Origin of the sequence: Methylotenera sp. N17 (assembly GCF_000799155.1) — a bacterium.
Lineage (GTDB): Bacteria > Pseudomonadota > Gammaproteobacteria > Burkholderiales > Methylophilaceae > Methylophilus.
The window spans coordinates 1,170,301-1,185,800 of sequence record NZ_JUGE01000001.1 but is presented as its reverse complement, the minus strand read 5'-3'; the positions used below and the strand labels follow the sequence as shown (position 1 = coordinate 1,185,800).

The window sequence follows — 15,500 nt, the reverse complement described above, 5'->3', positions numbered from 1 at the left end:
CCTTGGTGATATTGATGGAAGAGTTCTTCTACCACATTGGATGGCGCACCCGGGGAGGGCGTGTAGGCAGCCACTCGACCAAAGCGAAAGGTGGTAATACTGACTTCAACGCGCATGTCCCACTGATGCAGCATTTTAATCCTAAGCGCTTAGATTTAAAGGCCTCTTTAAATACAGTCCCGAATCAACTCATGGTGCGAAGCTTTCATGAGCGTTATGCCATACAAGTGTTTGCTGTGGTGGATATGTCTGCATCCATGAAATTTGTCGGGCAACAAAACAAATGGCAATTATCAACCGACATTGTGCAAGCCATTGCATGGTCGGCGACGCGCAATGGTGATGCTTTTGGTTGCGTTGCTGCAGACGATACATTACGTATGGATATTTATGAGCCAAGCGCTTATCGCGTATCCGTAGTTGACGATATTGTGCACAAAATGCGTAGCACTCAACCCTTGCATCCTGCAGGCGCTAAAGCTTTGCCCCGTGTCACTGAACTGCTACCTGAAAGACGCTCATTGATTTTTTTAATCTCTGATTTTCATATGGACGATGCTTTACTAACAGAGTCTTTGCATGGATTAGCCATGCATGATGTGGTACCAGTAGTGCTTTGGGATACTGCTGAAATCAGCCAATTGCCAGATTGGGGATGGATGCGAGTGAACGATATGGAGGGGCGTGGTACTCGTCCTGTTTTCTTACGTCCTAGGTTGAAAAAGGCAATCGAAAATGCTTACCTAAATCGTCGAGAACACTTGGCACAACTGTTTAGAGCTTTTGGAACCAGGCCTCCTTTTTTTGTATTAAATCAATTTAATAGTGAAGCGATGACTCAGCATTTGTTGGAGGACTATTGATGCGATTGATATTTCAATTATTGTGCCTGTTGGTATGGGCGATCTCGTGTGCAGCACAAACTGCAACGGTAGAGGCATTACAGGCACAATTTACAGTGCATAGCCAAACGCGCGAACTTGGATATCACCTAGCAGACATTACCTTACAAACCGTGACTATTGAAGCGCCGAGTGGCTATGTGTTAGATGCTTCTTCACTGCCAAGCGTGGGGAATAAAACATATTATGATTTGGTGAAAGTAGATACTAAACAGCAAAAATTTGGCACACGTACACAATTTACCATTTATTTATATTGGCAAAATTTTAGATCGGTACAAGAAGTGCGCAGCTACAAACTGGGTGCATTGGCTTTACAGTTTGTAAAGGATAAGACATCCATCAAAGTGCCCGTAAAAGCAGCATCCATCATAGTGTCACCAGTGATTCCAACTGTGCTGGATGAAGCACATCTCAAACCGCGCGCAGATGCAAAGCCGCCAGCTAAAGCCTACACAGCGGATATTGTAGCGATGACTATCAGTGCCTTGGTGATGGTTTGGGCGCTGATATATCTTGCCTGGAAGAATGATTGGCTGGCCTTTGGTGCTAAACATGCCCAACCGTTTCGCTTAGCATTCCGTCAAATTGGTGCTTTACGCAAGGATCAAGGCCGTACAGCGGTATATGCAGCCGTAAAAGCTATTCGAAATGCATTCGATGCCACTATGCAGTCCAGCATGAGTACAGAGCAACTGTCTTCTCTGTTTATTAGATACCCACACTACGCCAAGTTGGAACATGAAATTCATCAGTTTTTTAATGCCACGGACGTATTCTTGTTTGCTAATCAACCGCTCAATATCTCTGTAAAAGAGTTGAAAAGTTTTGCTAAACAACTCATGCAGTTGGAGCAAGGGTAATGATTGGTCTTTTCAATGAGTTTCAGATCACTGAAGTTTGGCCGCTGTATTTGTTGCCACTCGTGTTGTTGCCTTGGCTTGTTAAAACAGAAGGCGAGTTTCAATATCCCTCTATTTACATGATTCCCGAAGATCCATTTTCTGTATGGATAGAACGTATTTGGCGCATCAGTTGTGCGCTGTTAGTGGCGTGTTTATTAATTGCTATGTGTAAGCCTTATTTGGGTGAGCAAAAGATAGATCGTTATGGCAATGGTGCGCACATTATGGTGGTACTCGACAGAAGTGGAAGTATGAATGATGATTTTGCAGACCGTCCTGAGCGCGGCAGTGCCTCCAAAATGGCGGCTGCACGACGCGTATTAACTGAGTTTACAAAAAGTAGTCGTCAAGACCTGATTGGCATGATTACGTTTAGTACATCACCCATGTTAGTTGCATCCCTGAGTCATGATCGTGAAGCAGTATTGTCGGGCTTAAGTGCAACAGAAGTGGGGGGGATGGGTTTTACAGCCGTAGACAAAGGACTGGCAATGGCGCTTGATTTTTTTGAAGGCCAGCCTGTTACCGGTTCTAGGGTGGTGCTATTGGTCTCGGATGGTGCCGCACATCTGGATGCCAAAACACAAGACTTCCTGCGCAATGCATTTGTACGTCAGAACGCATCACTCTATTGGATCTATTTACGCTCTAAAAATGGGTCGAGTTTACACGAAAAGCTAGAGGGAGATGACGATCAAGCTGCGCCGGAATATGCGCTAAACCAATATTTTCAAACACTGGGTGTGCCTTATCACGCTTATATGGCAGAAGACCCGGCTCAGGTAAAGCTGGCGATGCAAACTATCGCCAAATTAAAAAATAAGCCAGTTAAGTATCAGGAAGTGATTGCAAGAAAAGACATGGCACACCTGTTTTACGTAATTGCTTTACTTGCCACGGTTGTCATTTCAGGGCTGTATTTAACGGAGGTTCGCACATGGCGTATCGATTCAATTGGAAAATAGCCCTTGTGCTAGTGATAGCCTTATTGGTGTTTGTTCTTTCTGCCGTCCGTTGCTATCAGCACTATCAATACAATCAGGCCTTGAATGCACACGCGCTTAGTCAACAGCAAACAGAATCTTATAGATTGATGAATGCTTGGAAATTAGGGCAGAAATTAGCGTACGAGCAAAAAGCATTAGACCTATATACCCAAGTGCTGAGCGTGGCAGACTCAGACATCAAAAAATTAGCTTATTACAACAGCGCAAATATTCGGTTAAAAAAAGCCTTGCGACTGCTAGATGCGCAAGGCTATGGCGCATGGGATGAAGTGATGCCATTGCTTGCGTTGGCCAAAGATGGGTACCGAAATGCGCTAAGTATAGACCCCAACTGGCTTGAGGCTAAGTACAACATGGAGTTGGTGTTCAGACTTGCACCAGACATTAAATCGTCACAACGCAAAGGCCATCAAGACGAAGAAGAGCAAGAGGGGTTGCCGCAAAAAGGTTGGCCTTCTATCCCGGGCTTTCCGAGAGGGATGCCTTGAGTTTAAAAAAACTAAAGCCATATGTGCGTGATTATCGCGGTATCTGCTTGATGGCGATATTGCTCATGCTAGTGGTTACCATGTTTAAGCCAGCCATACGATTACCATCGCCGGTGCATCATTGGTTTGTGGTGGTGGATATTACCCAAAGTATGAATGTGAGTGATTATTGGGTAGATGGAAAATCAATGAGCCGCCTTGAGTTTTCCAAGCGTGCGATACGGCAAGCGTTAAGTCATTTTCCTTGCGGATCAAAAGTGGCATTAGGTGTATTTACAGAACGCTCCATTGTTACTGTATTAAAGCCTCTGGAAGTCTGTCAGCACTTTAATGCATTAGATGAAACAGTAGCGCAATTGGATTGGCGCATGGCTTGGGCTGCCGATTCATTTATAGCACACGGGCTGTTTGACGCAATCACTAAAGTGAAGAAAATTGATTCAAATCTTCGCTTGGCATTTATAACTGACGGTCATCAAGCACCGCCCCTGAGCGTAGACAATACACCTAAGTTTGAAGGGAAAGCAGGACAAGTATTAGGAGCCATATTCGGTGTAGGGGGAGATAAGCCTGCGCCTATTCCTAAGTTGGATGAGAAAAATAATGTCACTGGATATTGGGATAAAGAAGAAGTGATGCGATTTGCAACATTTGGTGTGAACAGAAAGACACTCTCAGTATTAGAGATGGAGGAAGGCTATCACGGTCGTAACTCACCGCATGGTAATAACCCGGCAGAAGCAGAAAATGCGCATTTGTCTGCATTGAATAAAGCACATTTAACGCAGCTAGCGAATCAGACTGGCTTGGAATACATCACCCTAGACCAGTTGAGCACGATGTCATCACTCTTTAATTCGAGCCAATTTTCCAAATGGCAAATGACTCAGATCGACTTAAGGCCATGGTTGGCCACCATCTGTTTGCTAATGGCTATTCTCTATCTCATTCCAAAGTGGGTATACCAACGTATCAGTCGTTTAGTTTTATTAAGGAGAAAAAATGAAGTATCTAGTTAGTTTGTTATGTGTTGTCTCATCTACTGCGCTTGCACACGGGCCTACACCACAGAAAACAGATGAATCTGTATTGGTAAATTTGTCACCGGAGGTTGTTTGGAAAAAGCTCAGCGAACCTTGTGCGATTCAAGACTGGCATCCTTCGGTCACCACATGTGAAGCGCCTGAACAGAATAAGCGAGTGTTAACGCTCAAATCAGGTGGAAAAATCTATGAAGAGTTTGACGAGGTATTGGTTAGCGAAATGAAAATTTCTTATCGACTAGGAGCCAACAGTGATACCAAAGCCATGCCAGTGAGTTCGTTAAATGGACGCATTAGCATTAAAGCTGAGGGTTCAGGTACCCGTGTTTCCTGGATGGTACGCTACTATCGCGTTGATACGACTAATGAGCCACCTCCGGGTACGGATGATGAAGCAGCACGTAATGCGGTGAATGCATATGTGAAGCAGGGCCTTGCAAATTTGGAGGCAAGCTCACCAAAAAAGTAAGTAAGGCTGACTCAAGAGAGGTCGCGAATACACTGCGCCGCTGGTGGGGAAATCTAGTAACCATATTTAAATAAATATGGTTGGCAGATACTCATTGAGGATTTGGAATCAAGCTGGCAATAGACGTTGCCAGCTTCTTTAGACATGAAAAGTTGTACTGTGAATAACATAACTGTAGAAGTCGATGCTATTACCCGCATCTATGAAGACCGCAAAGTGGTGAGTGAATTAAGCTTTACTCTAGAGCAGGGTAAAGCGCTGGGGTTATTGGGCGCCAATGGCGCCGGTAAGACCACAACCATGAGAATGATTGCAGGTCATCTAGCGCCTTCACATGGTGCTGTTCGTATTTGTGGTATTGATATTTTGCGTAAGCCAACTGAAGCAAAAGCGTTGATTGGCTATTTGCCAGAACAGCGTCCTTTGTACAAAGAGCTGACAGTCGATGAGTATCTTGAGATTGCGGCAAGTTTTCACAGGTTATCTTCACGTAAAGCGAAACAATCCATTGCTTTAGTGAAAGAGCGGTGTGGATTAACCGAAGTGGGGCGGCGTGTGATAGAGCAGTTGTCCAATGGTTTTCAGCAGCGTGTAGGCATAGCTCAAGCCATTATTCACTCACCTATGGTGGTTATTTTAGACGAACCGACGGTTGGTTTAGACCCAATTCAAATTAGGCAGATTAGAAGTTTAATGCGTGACATTGCCCAAGACGCCAGTTTGATTTTTTCTACGCACTTATTACCAGAAGTCGAAATGGTGTGTGACGATGTGCAGATTCTGGAGCAGGGGAAATCGCTTTATCAGTCGGATATTGAAACACTCAAGCAGCACATGCAAACACGCGCACTCGTTGTCGGGTTTAAACGCCCCGTCAATCTTCAAGCCATTACTGAGCTTCAACATGTGGTTGGTGTGGATTACAAAAATGAAAATACCTTGGTTGTTCAATATCAACATGCATCGCCAGCTGAGGAGATTGTTGGATTGGCAGTAAAAAATAATTGGGGATTGTTTCTGATCAGCGAGCAGCAAACTTCGCTAGAAGATGTTTTTTTAAAGATTACAAAATCAGAGTGAAGGAATTGCTGACATGATCTTTGTCGTGATTAGAAAAGAAATAAAAGTATTGTTTGCCAGCTATATCGGTTGGGGTATGTTGGCGATATATGCAATTGTCATGGGAATTTTATATACCCAATCGCTTAGCGAATATATGCAAGTGATGATGGGAAATATCCCTATCGTTGAACAAATTGGACTCACGAAATACATAGGATCTAATTTGTTTGGCACATCCTCTTTCATTATGCTGATTTTTATTCCTTTGCTCTCCATGCGGCTATTTTCTGAAGAGCAAAAAAATCTAACCATGCCTTTTATGCTAAGTGCGCCTATCTCGCTTGCAGAAATTGTAGTGGGGAAATTTTTAAGCTTAATACTCTTTTTGGCGCTGATGTTAGCTTACTTAGTTGTGATTATCTGCATTTTAAATGCATGGACAGATATTGATTTCGGATATATTTTTGCCAACGTATTAGGTTTAAGTTTGCTGATTGCAAGCTTTTCTGCCATTAGCTTGTTTTTTTCAAGCTTAACGCGTCAACCCATTCTGGCAGCAGTACTCTCATTTCTTGTATTGATCATGCTCTTGTTTTTGGATCATATTTTTGCACAACAGCCCAACACTATTTGGTCTGATTTGTCGATGATGCAACACTATAAATCATTTGCTGTTGGCCTGTTAAATACGGCAGACATTGCATTCTATCTCTTAGTAGCGCTTTCTTTTGTGTTCTTAACCGTCCGTAAATTAGAGCATCAGAGGGTATATGGTTAAATTTGCAAATAGCGTTAAAGGAACTTCTATGCATCTACACCAACCATTCGAGCATTGGGTAATGCATACCAAATCATGTTTGATCGTAATGTTATGCTTGTGTTTGTTGATGGGCTATTTCTCTAAGCAGTATCTGTTTAGCGTGGATGTAACGCAAAACAACCGCAACAGCTTGTCACAGCCAAGTATTTCGGTCTTAAAGTCTATGCCAGATGCTATCCAAATGACTGTGTTTGCCTCTAAGGATGACATGACCCATGGTGATCAATTTCGTCAAAGTATGCAGGATTTTATTGCGCGCTATCAACGGACTAAGCCCAATATTTCATTGAATATATTCAGTACACACGAGAACCCAGCATTAGCGCGTTCCGAAAATATCACGATTGATGGCGAAATAGTAGTCAAGTACCAGCAACAATCAATGCATATTTTCCCACCAATCAATGAAGAGAGATTTACCAATCTGCTTTTGAAGTTATCGCATACTAAAAGCCGGCGTATTGCATTGCTTGATGCAGCTAATCAGTCCCAATCACAAGACAATAGTGATTATCTCGCATTAAAGCGGGCGTTAAATCAGCAAGGTTATGGCATCACTGAAAGATCGGATGACTTGAACGCCGCAAAACTGGGTGCGTTAATACTCAACACATCAGACTCACTAACCTCAAGTAAAGTGACGCAACTACAGCAGTTTATAGATCAAGGCGGAAATTTACTATGGATGGTAGATGATCATGTAAATGTGAGCCTGTCTGAGCTTGCCGATCGATTGGGGCTTAAAGTTTCAGAGGCAATCATCCAGCAAAATTCTTCACAAAAAATATCGCAGGTTAGCAAAGAAGTCTATGCTAACTATTATGCGCAACATCCAATTACACAGCAATTTTCAATGAAAACGATATTCAGTTGGCCACACGAAATCAATGGCCAACCTCCAGTAGAACAAGGCTGGAAGGTGACTCCGCTAGTATTGGTTGTCACAACGAGTGATGCAGAAGGTCAAAAAGCGAGCACTGTAGAGCCTACGCTTGTTCCGCATCATGTGGTCTTAACATATGAACGGAAGTTAAACGCAAAGGTCCAGCGCATTGTCGTTGTAGGTGACTCACATTTTCTTACAAGTCAGTCTTTGAGTAAGGGTGGTAACCAGCAATTTGTGAGTAACATACTGCAATGGCTAACTTTTGATGCTACCAAAGTGACAATTAAGCCTACACGATTAAAAGATGTGAATATGATTGTGCCTGAGCATTCAGTAGCGCCTAAACTGATTGGCTATACGATTCAATATATTATTCCCGGGCTACTGTCTTTTTTAACTTTTTATGTGTTATATAGGCGCAGAAAGCGTTAATCTTGTGTGCAAACACTCAAGTGCTAACACCCGTTTCAATTGAAGGGTCTCAGTGTTTATTTGACTGTGTTTGAATAGAACTGTAATTGCAGTTTCATTCGTTATTAGGCTATTTTCCAATAGGGCGCTATTGAGGTCGGGAATTTTTCCCAAGAACAATGCTGCAAGAACCTATACTATGTCTGCGTTAATTTGAGTACCTATCCATGAGTCTGCAGTTAAAACTTAATTTAATGATTACTGGATTGCTATTGTCATTATTAGCACTTAGTTTTTATTCAATTACCCATAATGCTCGAGAAGATGTACGTGCTGAAATTGAGTCAACCTCGAATCTAGTTTTACATTTGCTAGATGCAGAAATCATTCATTATAGTTCTGATTTTGGGTGGCTGAGCCCAGGAGCCGAAGGCCAAACATCGATTTTTAGACTCAAAAATCTAGGCAATATCCGTCATCTTAGAATAGATTTTTATGATGCGAGTGGTCGATTACGTGAAACAAATAAAAACGCCTATGATAAAACTGACATCAATCAGCCGCCGCAATGGTTTGTTAAGGCAATGGATTTGTCCACACTGAGCGTCTCGCAAACACGAAAGAATATTGTTTTAAATGGCCGATTTTTAGGTGAGTTAGTCGTTACGCCTGACCCTAGCTTTGAAATGGCTGAGGTTTGGGATGATACGGTTGGGCTGTTAACCTTAGTAGCTATTTTTTTCGTGTTGATGAACCTATTTGCCTACATTGCTGTGAAGTACACTTTTAAACCAGTCAAACAAATTATTTCGGCGCTGACGCAACTTGAAACTGGTAATTTTCAAAGTAGATTGCCTGAGTTTAAGCAAGTTGAGCTAAAGGAAATTGGCTCTAAATTTAACTTGATGGCAGATACTTTGCAACAAAGCACAGTGAATAATCATCGCCTGACCCAGCAAATAATTAATTTGCAAGAAGACGAAAGAAAACGATTGGCACAAGATATTCATGATGAAATAGGGCAGTATTTAACAGCTATCCATGTTGATGCGAGCGTGATATTTGCAGCTAAAACATTAGTGACTGCTAAAGAAAGCGCCAAAGCTATCGGTGCTGTGACTAGACAGATGATGAATACCATTCATGATCTATTGCAAAGGTTACGGCCCAGAGTTCTAGATGAATTAGGATTGAGTTTGGCATTGGCTGAGTTGGCGCATCATTGGCGCGAGCGTAATAGTAATACGCTATTAATCCACAACATTGCTAACATTACGGGTTGTGTTGAGGAAACCACAGCTGTAACTGCATATAGAGTCATGCAGGAATGTTTGACCAATGTTAGTAAGCATGCCAATGCCAGAAAATTAAACATAGAAATAAAGCATGATGAAAAGCATGTGTTTATGGAGTTTGAAGATGATGGCAATGGTTTTGATTTTAATCAGCACACAAAGGGTTATGGTCTTGCTGGAATGATGGAGCGGGTGCAAGGATTACGAGGCACTATGCATATAGATAGTGTAGTAGGAAGAGGTACCAAAATTGGCGTTATCTTACCTAAGAAGTCATTTAATTCAGATGATAAGGGGCTGTAATGAGACATCTTAAGATTTTGTTAGTAGATGATCATGCTGTGGTGCGGTCTGGGTTAAGGCGACTTTTAGAAAACAGCAATGGCATTGAGGTTGTAGCAGAGGCAGCTACAGGAGAGATTGCTTATCAGTTATATGGTGAAGTGAACCCTGATATTGTTGTCATGGATATTTCTATGCCAGGCATGGGGGGCATAGAGTCAGCGAAAAGGATATTGCAGCGATATAGTCATGCAAAAATTATTATTTTTTCAATGCATGAGGCTGTTTCGTTTGCATCACAAGCACTTAAAACAGGGGTTAAAGGGTTTGTAACAAAAACCGGCATGGCAGAAGACTTATTACAAGCCGTCATTGATGTTTCAAGAGGAAAAACTTTTCTTAGTGCAGGCGTTGCAAAAAAAATTGCTATGCAAACGCTTACAGGTGATACAGACCCCATTCATCAACTGACTTCTCGTGAGTTTGAAGTGTTTCGCTTGTTGGTGGAGGGTAAGCGTGTAGAAGAGGTGGCCGACATGCTGAAGCTTAGCCAGAAAACAGTTGCAAACTACTACACACTTATTAAACAAAAGCTCGGAGTGTCTAGCCCCATAGAAATGGTGCGACTGGCAATGAAACATGGGCTGATTGTTGATAGTTAAGATTGCTAGAAATATGAAGAAAATAAAAAGCCACGCGATATAAGGTGCGTGGCTTTTTCTATTGCCAATCTAGCTTTAGATTGAAATAGCCGTTAGTTTGGAGATAACGAGACCTTAGTTTAGCGTTATTGATTTAGGGATGTAACGGGAGTCTTTCATCTTATCCATGGAAAATTATCCTTACGTGGAATAGCGCTTATAAATTAATTGTTGAACTACTTATATAAAGTTTAGGGAAGAAATCCTAATGTTTTTAGTGAGTTTTGACGTATGAAATTCGGGATATAGGTTTAGTATCCCTGTATACAGACGCAGGGATAAGTGATTGTAAAAATTTACCTATTAAAATTGATGCGCCATTGAATAATTGATTGCCGATATTAAAAAGACATATGAATAAAACATTACAGACTGCTGCCCTTTTATCCGTTGTATTAAGTACTTATGCATTTAAAATATATGCTGCTCCATTAGCTTACGTGCCCAATGAAAAAGATGGCAAAGTTTCAGTGATTGATACTGCTTCAGATAAAGTGATATATCAATTGCCCGCCAAAGGGAAGTTTGGTAAGAAAATTCAGGCAGTTGCTATTCAGCCAGATGGCAAAAAACTATATGTCGTGGTCCGCGATAAAAATGCCGTCGCTGTGGTGAACTTAGAAACGCATAAGCAGGAAGCGTTAGTGAAGGTAGGGGATGAGCCTGAGGGGATTAGTATTTCTCCGGATGGTAAAACATTAGCCGCCTGTCTAGAGGAAGAAAATGCGGTTTCATTTGTGGACTTAGCAACCGTTAAATTATCGCATACCGCAAAAACACAAGGCCGCAACCCAGAACATTGTGAATACTCTCCTCAAGGTAATTGGTTGTTAGCGAGCAATGAGGAAAGCGGTGATGTGGATGTGATTGATACCTCAACATATCAATCTGTACATTTGATTAAAGCGACCAAGCACCCTAGAGGAATTGGCTTCTCGCCAAACGGAAAGCTGGTTTATATTGCCAATGAAGCCGCTAACTTAGTCGAAGTAGTCTCTGTCGGCGACTGGACAATTCTGCATCGCATCCCCGTTGGTTTACGCTCAAACGGTATAAAGGTGTCGCATGATGGTAGTCGTGTATATGTGAGTAATGGTGGTGATCATAATATTAGCGTGATTGACGCCACTAACAATACTGTGATTACAACAATTGCTGTAGGGAAGCGCCCGTGGAATATGGCGCTAACCCCTGACGGTAAAAAGCTATACGTGGCTAATGGACGTAGTAATAGCATATCAGTGATTGATACATCAACGAATCAAATAGTCGGTGAAATCCCAGTAGGCAATTTGCCATGGGGTGTTGTCATTAGGTAAGCATTTAATAAGACTGTATCAACACCTGATTACCCAATCTACTTCTGTATTTGCTGGCGGTTTAAAAATAGACGCCCGTGTTTTAACATAGAGTAGAACAGCTGGGTTCACTAGACCATTGCATTCAAGATTCAGAAGTCCGTTTGGATAGCTGTCAAAAAGACATTCAAGAACGTGTTCAACAATGAGGTATGTTTTATTTCTGCGAGGTATGTTTTATTTCTGCAGTTATATTCTTTTTTGTTATAAAAGTATAATTTAATATTATTTTATAATATATTTGCTTGGTGATACATTTCCGTTTTGTTTTTAGTTGATAAAAAAATGCACGGAATTCAATTTGATAAGGCGATTAGCTCGGAATCTGACTGGACAAAAAAGTCGATTATCCAATTCCCGAATCCACAGCAAATTAGCCTTTCCATACGTGCTAGCGCGCTCATATTTGCTGATGAAAAATCACAGCAGCTATTATCTCTGATTGAAAAAGTGGCGCCTAGCAATGCTACTGCGCTGATAAAAGGAGAAACGGGCACTGGTAAAGAGTTGGTGGCAAGGCATTTGCATAACCTTAGCCCGCGCAGAGAAGGACCGTTTGCGGCGATTAATTGCGGCGCTTTTTCAGAAACTTTGGTTGAGAGTGAGTTGTTCGGATATGAGCGAGGTGCCTTTACCGGTGCAGTGGGCTCTAAAAAAGGATGGTTTGAAACGGCGAATGGCGGTACTTTGTTTTTGGATGAAATCGGTGATTTACCATTGTCTACACAAGTGAAATTGCTAAGAGTGTTGCAAGAGCGTGAAGTCATTCCTATTGGGTCACGGAAGCCAATTCCGATTGATGTTAGATTGATCGCAGCCACCAATGTCAATCTCACCGAGGCGGTGAATGCAGGCCGTTTTAGGGAAGACTTGTATTACCGTATTAAAGTAGTGCCGATTGAGATTCCACCTTTAAGAGAGCGCAGGGGCGATATATTGCCTTTGGTTGAACACTTTCTTGAGGTCTATCGCAATCGCTTGCATACGGTTAAGCCGGAGCTCACTTCAGATACATTAAAGCATCTCATTGAGTATCCATGGCCAGGCAATATTCGTGAGCTTGAAAATGTGATTCATCGGGCGCTACTGGTCTGCGATGGGAAAACATTAAAGCCGTTTGATCTCAATCTGCCTTCTATACAGCAGACGCATATGTCAGATGGTGAACATGCGCTATCTTCAGATCAGCGATTAGAAAAATCAATCAATGATTTAATTCGACAAGAGCCCGATCAGCTTTATGATTTATTTATTCAAAAAGTAGTGTTGCAAACGTATGAGTATTGCAAAAGCAATCAAGTTGGACTTCACCCGTTTCAATAGACATATCATAATGTCGAAACAGGAATGGAGAGTTAAAAATGAAGGGCATCAGATATACGGCCGAATTCAAGGCTGAAGCTATCAAACAAATCACAGAACGCGGCCACAATACTGCAGAGGTTGCAGAGCGTTTAGGGATATCCACTAAAAGTATTTACAAGTGGATTAAAGAAGCTGAGCTACAATAGCAACCCGTAGTGAATAAAGATGTGATGGCTTTAAAACAAGAAGTCATTCGATTGAATGCAGCATTAAAACGCGCCACAGAAGAACGTGACATTCTAAAAAAGGCCGCCGTGTACTTTGCCAGTCACCAAGAGTGAAGTACACTTTTATCGATCAACACTGTACTGAGTTTAAGGTGGCGAGCATGTGCCGAGTGTTAAAGGTGCATCGCAGTGGATACTATGCTTGGAAAGTTAAGCCACACTCAAATCGAGCAATAGAGGACAGTAAGCTGCTGCTTGAGATTAAACAATCTTACGATGACAGTTACGGTATCTATGGCAGCCCACGTATTCATCGAGACTTACGTGAAGCTGGCTTTCACTGTGGTGTAAAGCGTGTTGCACGTTTGATGCACCAAGCCAAGCTCAAATCCATATGTGGTTACAGACGCCCACGATATAAGTCAGGCAAACCGTCAATCGCAGCGCCTAATCGTCTACAACAGCAGTTCACTGTCAATCAGCCAGATGTCGCTTGGGTAACGGATATTACCTATGTTGGCACTTATGAAGGTTGGTTATATGTGGCCGTTGTGATTGATTTGTACTCCCGCAGTGTAGTTGGCTGGTCGATGAAACCCACGATGGCCACTGAGATTGTATTGGATGCATTGCTGATGGCAGTCTGGCGGCGCAAACCTAAGCAAGCTGTCATTATTCATTCAGACCAAGGCAGTCAATTTGGTAGTGATGACTTTGCAAGATGGTGTAAAGATAACCATTTAGTCCCCAGCATGAGTCGACGTGGAAACTGCTATGACAATGCAGTCGCTGAGTCTTTCTTCAGTAATTTGAAGAAAGAACGTATCAAACGAAAAATCTATTCAACAAGAGAGGAAGCTAAATCAGAGATATTTGAATACATCGAAGTGTTTTACAATCGTAAGCGTCGGCACAGTCATCTTAATCAACTAAGTCCGATGGCGTTCGAAAAGCTACAAAGTGGAAGTCAATAAACGTCTAGTAAAACGGGTGAAGTCCAAGTGCAAACTGCTAGAGTACTTGGCATTAGTCGCAACGTATTACGCGCATTGCTCAAGCAGTTTGGTACCATTCAATAATCCATAATTCAAACATCATCTGCAATTGCTCTAACCCGCTTTAATAAAATTAAATGCGGGTTTTTTTGTATCTATCGCTTTTAAAGACTTGGCGCTAGCAAAGCGCATTCAGAGGTTTTTCTCATGATTTCCAGCTGTTGATATTGAAGCAGCAGATTCAGTAAGTTGTATCTGAGGCAACAACACTTCCCAGCACTAAATCAAACGCCGCAATTAAAAACGATTCTAGTGATTTTGTTTACTGTCACTGGATTTATATTCAGCCTCACTGGTGTGATATTAAGTTGGCGTAGATTACGTCAATAAATTACGAAAAAACAGCGACATACATTCTAATTGATTGCCGCTGTTGTCAGCGTTTGAATTTTCAAATCATGATGTCGATTTTGATTGTGAAAACGAGCTAAACGTTACCGCGCTGATGACTAAGATTGCGCCTAGCACCTGTGCATTATTGGGTGGTATACGTTCAATCGTAGCGATGACCATGGAGGTAACAGGCACTAGGTTCATAAAAATCGCCGCTTTTGATGGCCCTAATTTGGCGATGCTTGCATTCCAGAAAAGATAAGCCAAGACACCGCCGCCCACTGCCATCATAGCGAGTGAGGCGCCCGTAGCTAGTGTCGGCACTACAAAGCGATCACCTTGCAATATTGCGGCGATGCTCAATGCGATTGCACCTACAGTCATGATGCCTGCCGTATTGGCTATGCCACTGACATTCTTAGGCATTACTTGACGAACGAGCACGTTATACAGCGCCCAACTTACATTGGCTATGCAGATGTAAAGGTCGCCAATAGAGAGTGTTAAGTGTGCGCCGGCACCCAATACAACAATCGCTACGCCAGCCACGCCAATGGGGAATGCAATCATCTGTTGTTTAGAGGGTTTATCCTGCAGTATGAGATACGCCAAAATAGCTGTTAATAGCGGATTTAATGCCATGATGAGTGCGCCATTGATAGCAGAGGTGGTTTCCATCCCTAAAAAGAAAAACAAATTAAATCCAAAAACACCCACCACGCCTAAAGTCAGATAAGCCTTCAAATGTCGTAGTGGAATGTTCTCTTTTCTGATCAGCGCAATCAGCACCATAATGGCTGCAGCAAGAATATAGCGGCTAGCCCCAGCAATATAGGGGCCCATCTCCGCCACCACTGGTTTTGCTAAATTAAAGTTAGCACCCCAAAATATTGCAGCCATAGTAGCCATCAGGTAAGTATTGATATTGCCCATCATTGATTGTCCATTGTT

At 42.2% G+C, this 15,500-nt stretch carries 14 protein-coding genes and 1 pseudogene; 14 read left to right on the top strand and 1 reads right to left on the bottom strand.

The annotated features are described in order from the left end of the window. Nucleotides 1–14: 14 nt before the first annotated feature. The 14 genes and pseudogenes from FG11_RS05680 to FG11_RS05610 all read left to right on the top strand — a co-directional run bounded on the left by FG11_RS05680 (nucleotide 15) and on the right by FG11_RS05610 (nucleotide 14,135). Nucleotides 15–863 (top strand): DUF58 domain-containing protein, encoded by an 849-nt coding sequence (locus tag FG11_RS05680; protein ID WP_020182078.1) that lies wholly within the window; start codon nucleotides 15–17, stop codon nucleotides 861–863. After that, nucleotides 863–1,765 carry a hypothetical protein gene (locus tag FG11_RS05675; protein WP_047533744.1) on the top strand — a complete coding sequence of 301 codons (903 nt, stop codon included), beginning with the start codon at nucleotides 863–865 and terminating at the stop codon, nucleotides 1,763–1,765. Before FG11_RS05680 ends, FG11_RS05675 begins: the two co-directional genes overlap by 1 nt. Continuing rightward, nucleotides 1,765–2,772, top strand: coding sequence for a vWA domain-containing protein (locus FG11_RS05670; RefSeq protein WP_047533741.1), 1,008 nt, complete (start codon nucleotides 1,765–1,767; stop codon nucleotides 2,770–2,772). The genes FG11_RS05675 and FG11_RS05670 overlap by 1 nt, the downstream gene beginning before the upstream one ends. A 5-nt stretch (nucleotides 2,773–2,777) precedes the next feature. Continuing rightward, nucleotides 2,778–3,302 carry a hypothetical protein gene (locus FG11_RS05665; protein WP_020182075.1) on the top strand — a complete coding sequence of 175 codons (525 nt, stop codon included), beginning with the start codon at nucleotides 2,778–2,780 and terminating at the stop codon, nucleotides 3,300–3,302. Next, nucleotides 3,299–4,321: a vWA domain-containing protein gene (locus tag FG11_RS05660; protein ID WP_020182074.1), complete on the top strand. Its 1,023-nt coding sequence runs from the start codon at nucleotides 3,299–3,301 to the stop codon at nucleotides 4,319–4,321. Before FG11_RS05665 ends, FG11_RS05660 begins: the two co-directional genes overlap by 4 nt. Next, nucleotides 4,305–4,814, top strand: coding sequence for an SRPBCC family protein (locus FG11_RS05655; protein WP_025224406.1), 510 nt, complete (start codon nucleotides 4,305–4,307; stop codon nucleotides 4,812–4,814). The genes FG11_RS05660 and FG11_RS05655 overlap by 17 nt, the downstream gene beginning before the upstream one ends. 159 nt (nucleotides 4,815–4,973) lie before the next feature. Then, nucleotides 4,974–5,894 carry an ATP-binding cassette domain-containing protein gene (locus tag FG11_RS05650; RefSeq protein ID WP_047535831.1) on the top strand — a complete coding sequence of 307 codons (921 nt, stop codon included), beginning with the start codon at nucleotides 4,974–4,976 and terminating at the stop codon, nucleotides 5,892–5,894. A 13-nt stretch (nucleotides 5,895–5,907) separates the two neighbouring features. After that, nucleotides 5,908–6,654 carry an ABC transporter permease gene (locus tag FG11_RS05645; protein ID WP_020182071.1) on the top strand — a complete coding sequence of 249 codons (747 nt, stop codon included), beginning with the start codon at nucleotides 5,908–5,910 and terminating at the stop codon, nucleotides 6,652–6,654. Beyond that, on the top strand, nucleotides 6,647–8,014 hold the full coding sequence (locus FG11_RS05640; protein ID WP_081978185.1) for a DUF4350 domain-containing protein: 1,368 nt from the start codon (nucleotides 6,647–6,649) through the stop codon (nucleotides 8,012–8,014). The genes FG11_RS05645 and FG11_RS05640 overlap by 8 nt, the downstream gene beginning before the upstream one ends. A 206-nt stretch (nucleotides 8,015–8,220) precedes the next feature. Further along, entirely contained in the window at nucleotides 8,221–9,591 is a 1,371-nt protein-coding gene (locus tag FG11_RS05635) for a histidine kinase (RefSeq protein WP_047533730.1), read from the top strand. Continuing rightward, nucleotides 9,591–10,232 (top strand): response regulator, encoded by a 642-nt coding sequence (locus FG11_RS05630; protein ID WP_020182068.1) that lies wholly within the window; start codon nucleotides 9,591–9,593, stop codon nucleotides 10,230–10,232. Before FG11_RS05635 ends, FG11_RS05630 begins: the two co-directional genes overlap by 1 nt. Before the next feature lie 392 nt (nucleotides 10,233–10,624). Further along, nucleotides 10,625–11,590: a beta-propeller fold lactonase family protein gene (locus FG11_RS05625; RefSeq protein ID WP_020182067.1), complete on the top strand. Its 966-nt coding sequence runs from the start codon at nucleotides 10,625–10,627 to the stop codon at nucleotides 11,588–11,590. A gap of 324 nt (nucleotides 11,591–11,914) precedes the next feature. After that, the gene (locus FG11_RS05620; protein WP_033425015.1) at nucleotides 11,915–12,952 is read left to right on the top strand and encodes a sigma-54 interaction domain-containing protein; all 1,038 of its coding nucleotides are present in this window, start codon (nucleotides 11,915–11,917) and stop codon (nucleotides 12,950–12,952) included. Nucleotides 12,953–12,990: 38 nt separating this feature from the next. After that, nucleotides 12,991–14,135: pseudogene (locus FG11_RS05610) on the top strand (IS3 family transposase). Nucleotides 14,136–14,612: 477 nt separating this feature from the next. On the opposite strand, the gene FG11_RS05605 reads toward FG11_RS05610, so the two are convergent. Next, nucleotides 14,613–15,482, bottom strand: coding sequence for a DMT family transporter (locus FG11_RS05605; protein ID WP_047535828.1), 870 nt, complete (start codon nucleotides 15,480–15,482; stop codon nucleotides 14,613–14,615). Nucleotides 15,483–15,500: the final 18 nt, after the last annotated feature.

Excerpts from the sequence above, each read along its gene's own strand:
- FG11_RS05680 (WP_020182078.1), top strand. The coding sequence starts at position 15 with ATGGAAGAGTTCTTCTACCACATTGGATGGCGCACCCGGGGAGGGCGT.
- FG11_RS05605 (WP_047535828.1), bottom strand. The coding sequence starts at position 15,482 with ATGGGCAATATCAATACTTACCTGATGGCTACTATGGCTGCAATATTT.
- FG11_RS05640 (WP_081978185.1), top strand. The coding sequence starts at position 6,647 with ATGGTTAAATTTGCAAATAGCGTTAAAGGAACTTCTATGCATCTACAC.
- FG11_RS05625 (WP_020182067.1), top strand. The coding sequence starts at position 10,625 with ATGAATAAAACATTACAGACTGCTGCCCTTTTATCCGTTGTATTAAGT.
- FG11_RS05635 (WP_047533730.1), top strand. The coding sequence starts at position 8,221 with ATGAGTCTGCAGTTAAAACTTAATTTAATGATTACTGGATTGCTATTG.
- FG11_RS05630 (WP_020182068.1), top strand. The coding sequence starts at position 9,591 with ATGAGACATCTTAAGATTTTGTTAGTAGATGATCATGCTGTGGTGCGG.
- FG11_RS05620 (WP_033425015.1), top strand. The coding sequence starts at position 11,915 with ATGCACGGAATTCAATTTGATAAGGCGATTAGCTCGGAATCTGACTGG.
- FG11_RS05645 (WP_020182071.1), top strand. The coding sequence starts at position 5,908 with ATGATCTTTGTCGTGATTAGAAAAGAAATAAAAGTATTGTTTGCCAGC.
- FG11_RS05670 (WP_047533741.1), top strand. The coding sequence starts at position 1,765 with ATGATTGGTCTTTTCAATGAGTTTCAGATCACTGAAGTTTGGCCGCTG.
- FG11_RS05675 (WP_047533744.1), top strand. The coding sequence starts at position 863 with ATGCGATTGATATTTCAATTATTGTGCCTGTTGGTATGGGCGATCTCG.
- FG11_RS05655 (WP_025224406.1), top strand. The coding sequence starts at position 4,305 with ATGAAGTATCTAGTTAGTTTGTTATGTGTTGTCTCATCTACTGCGCTT.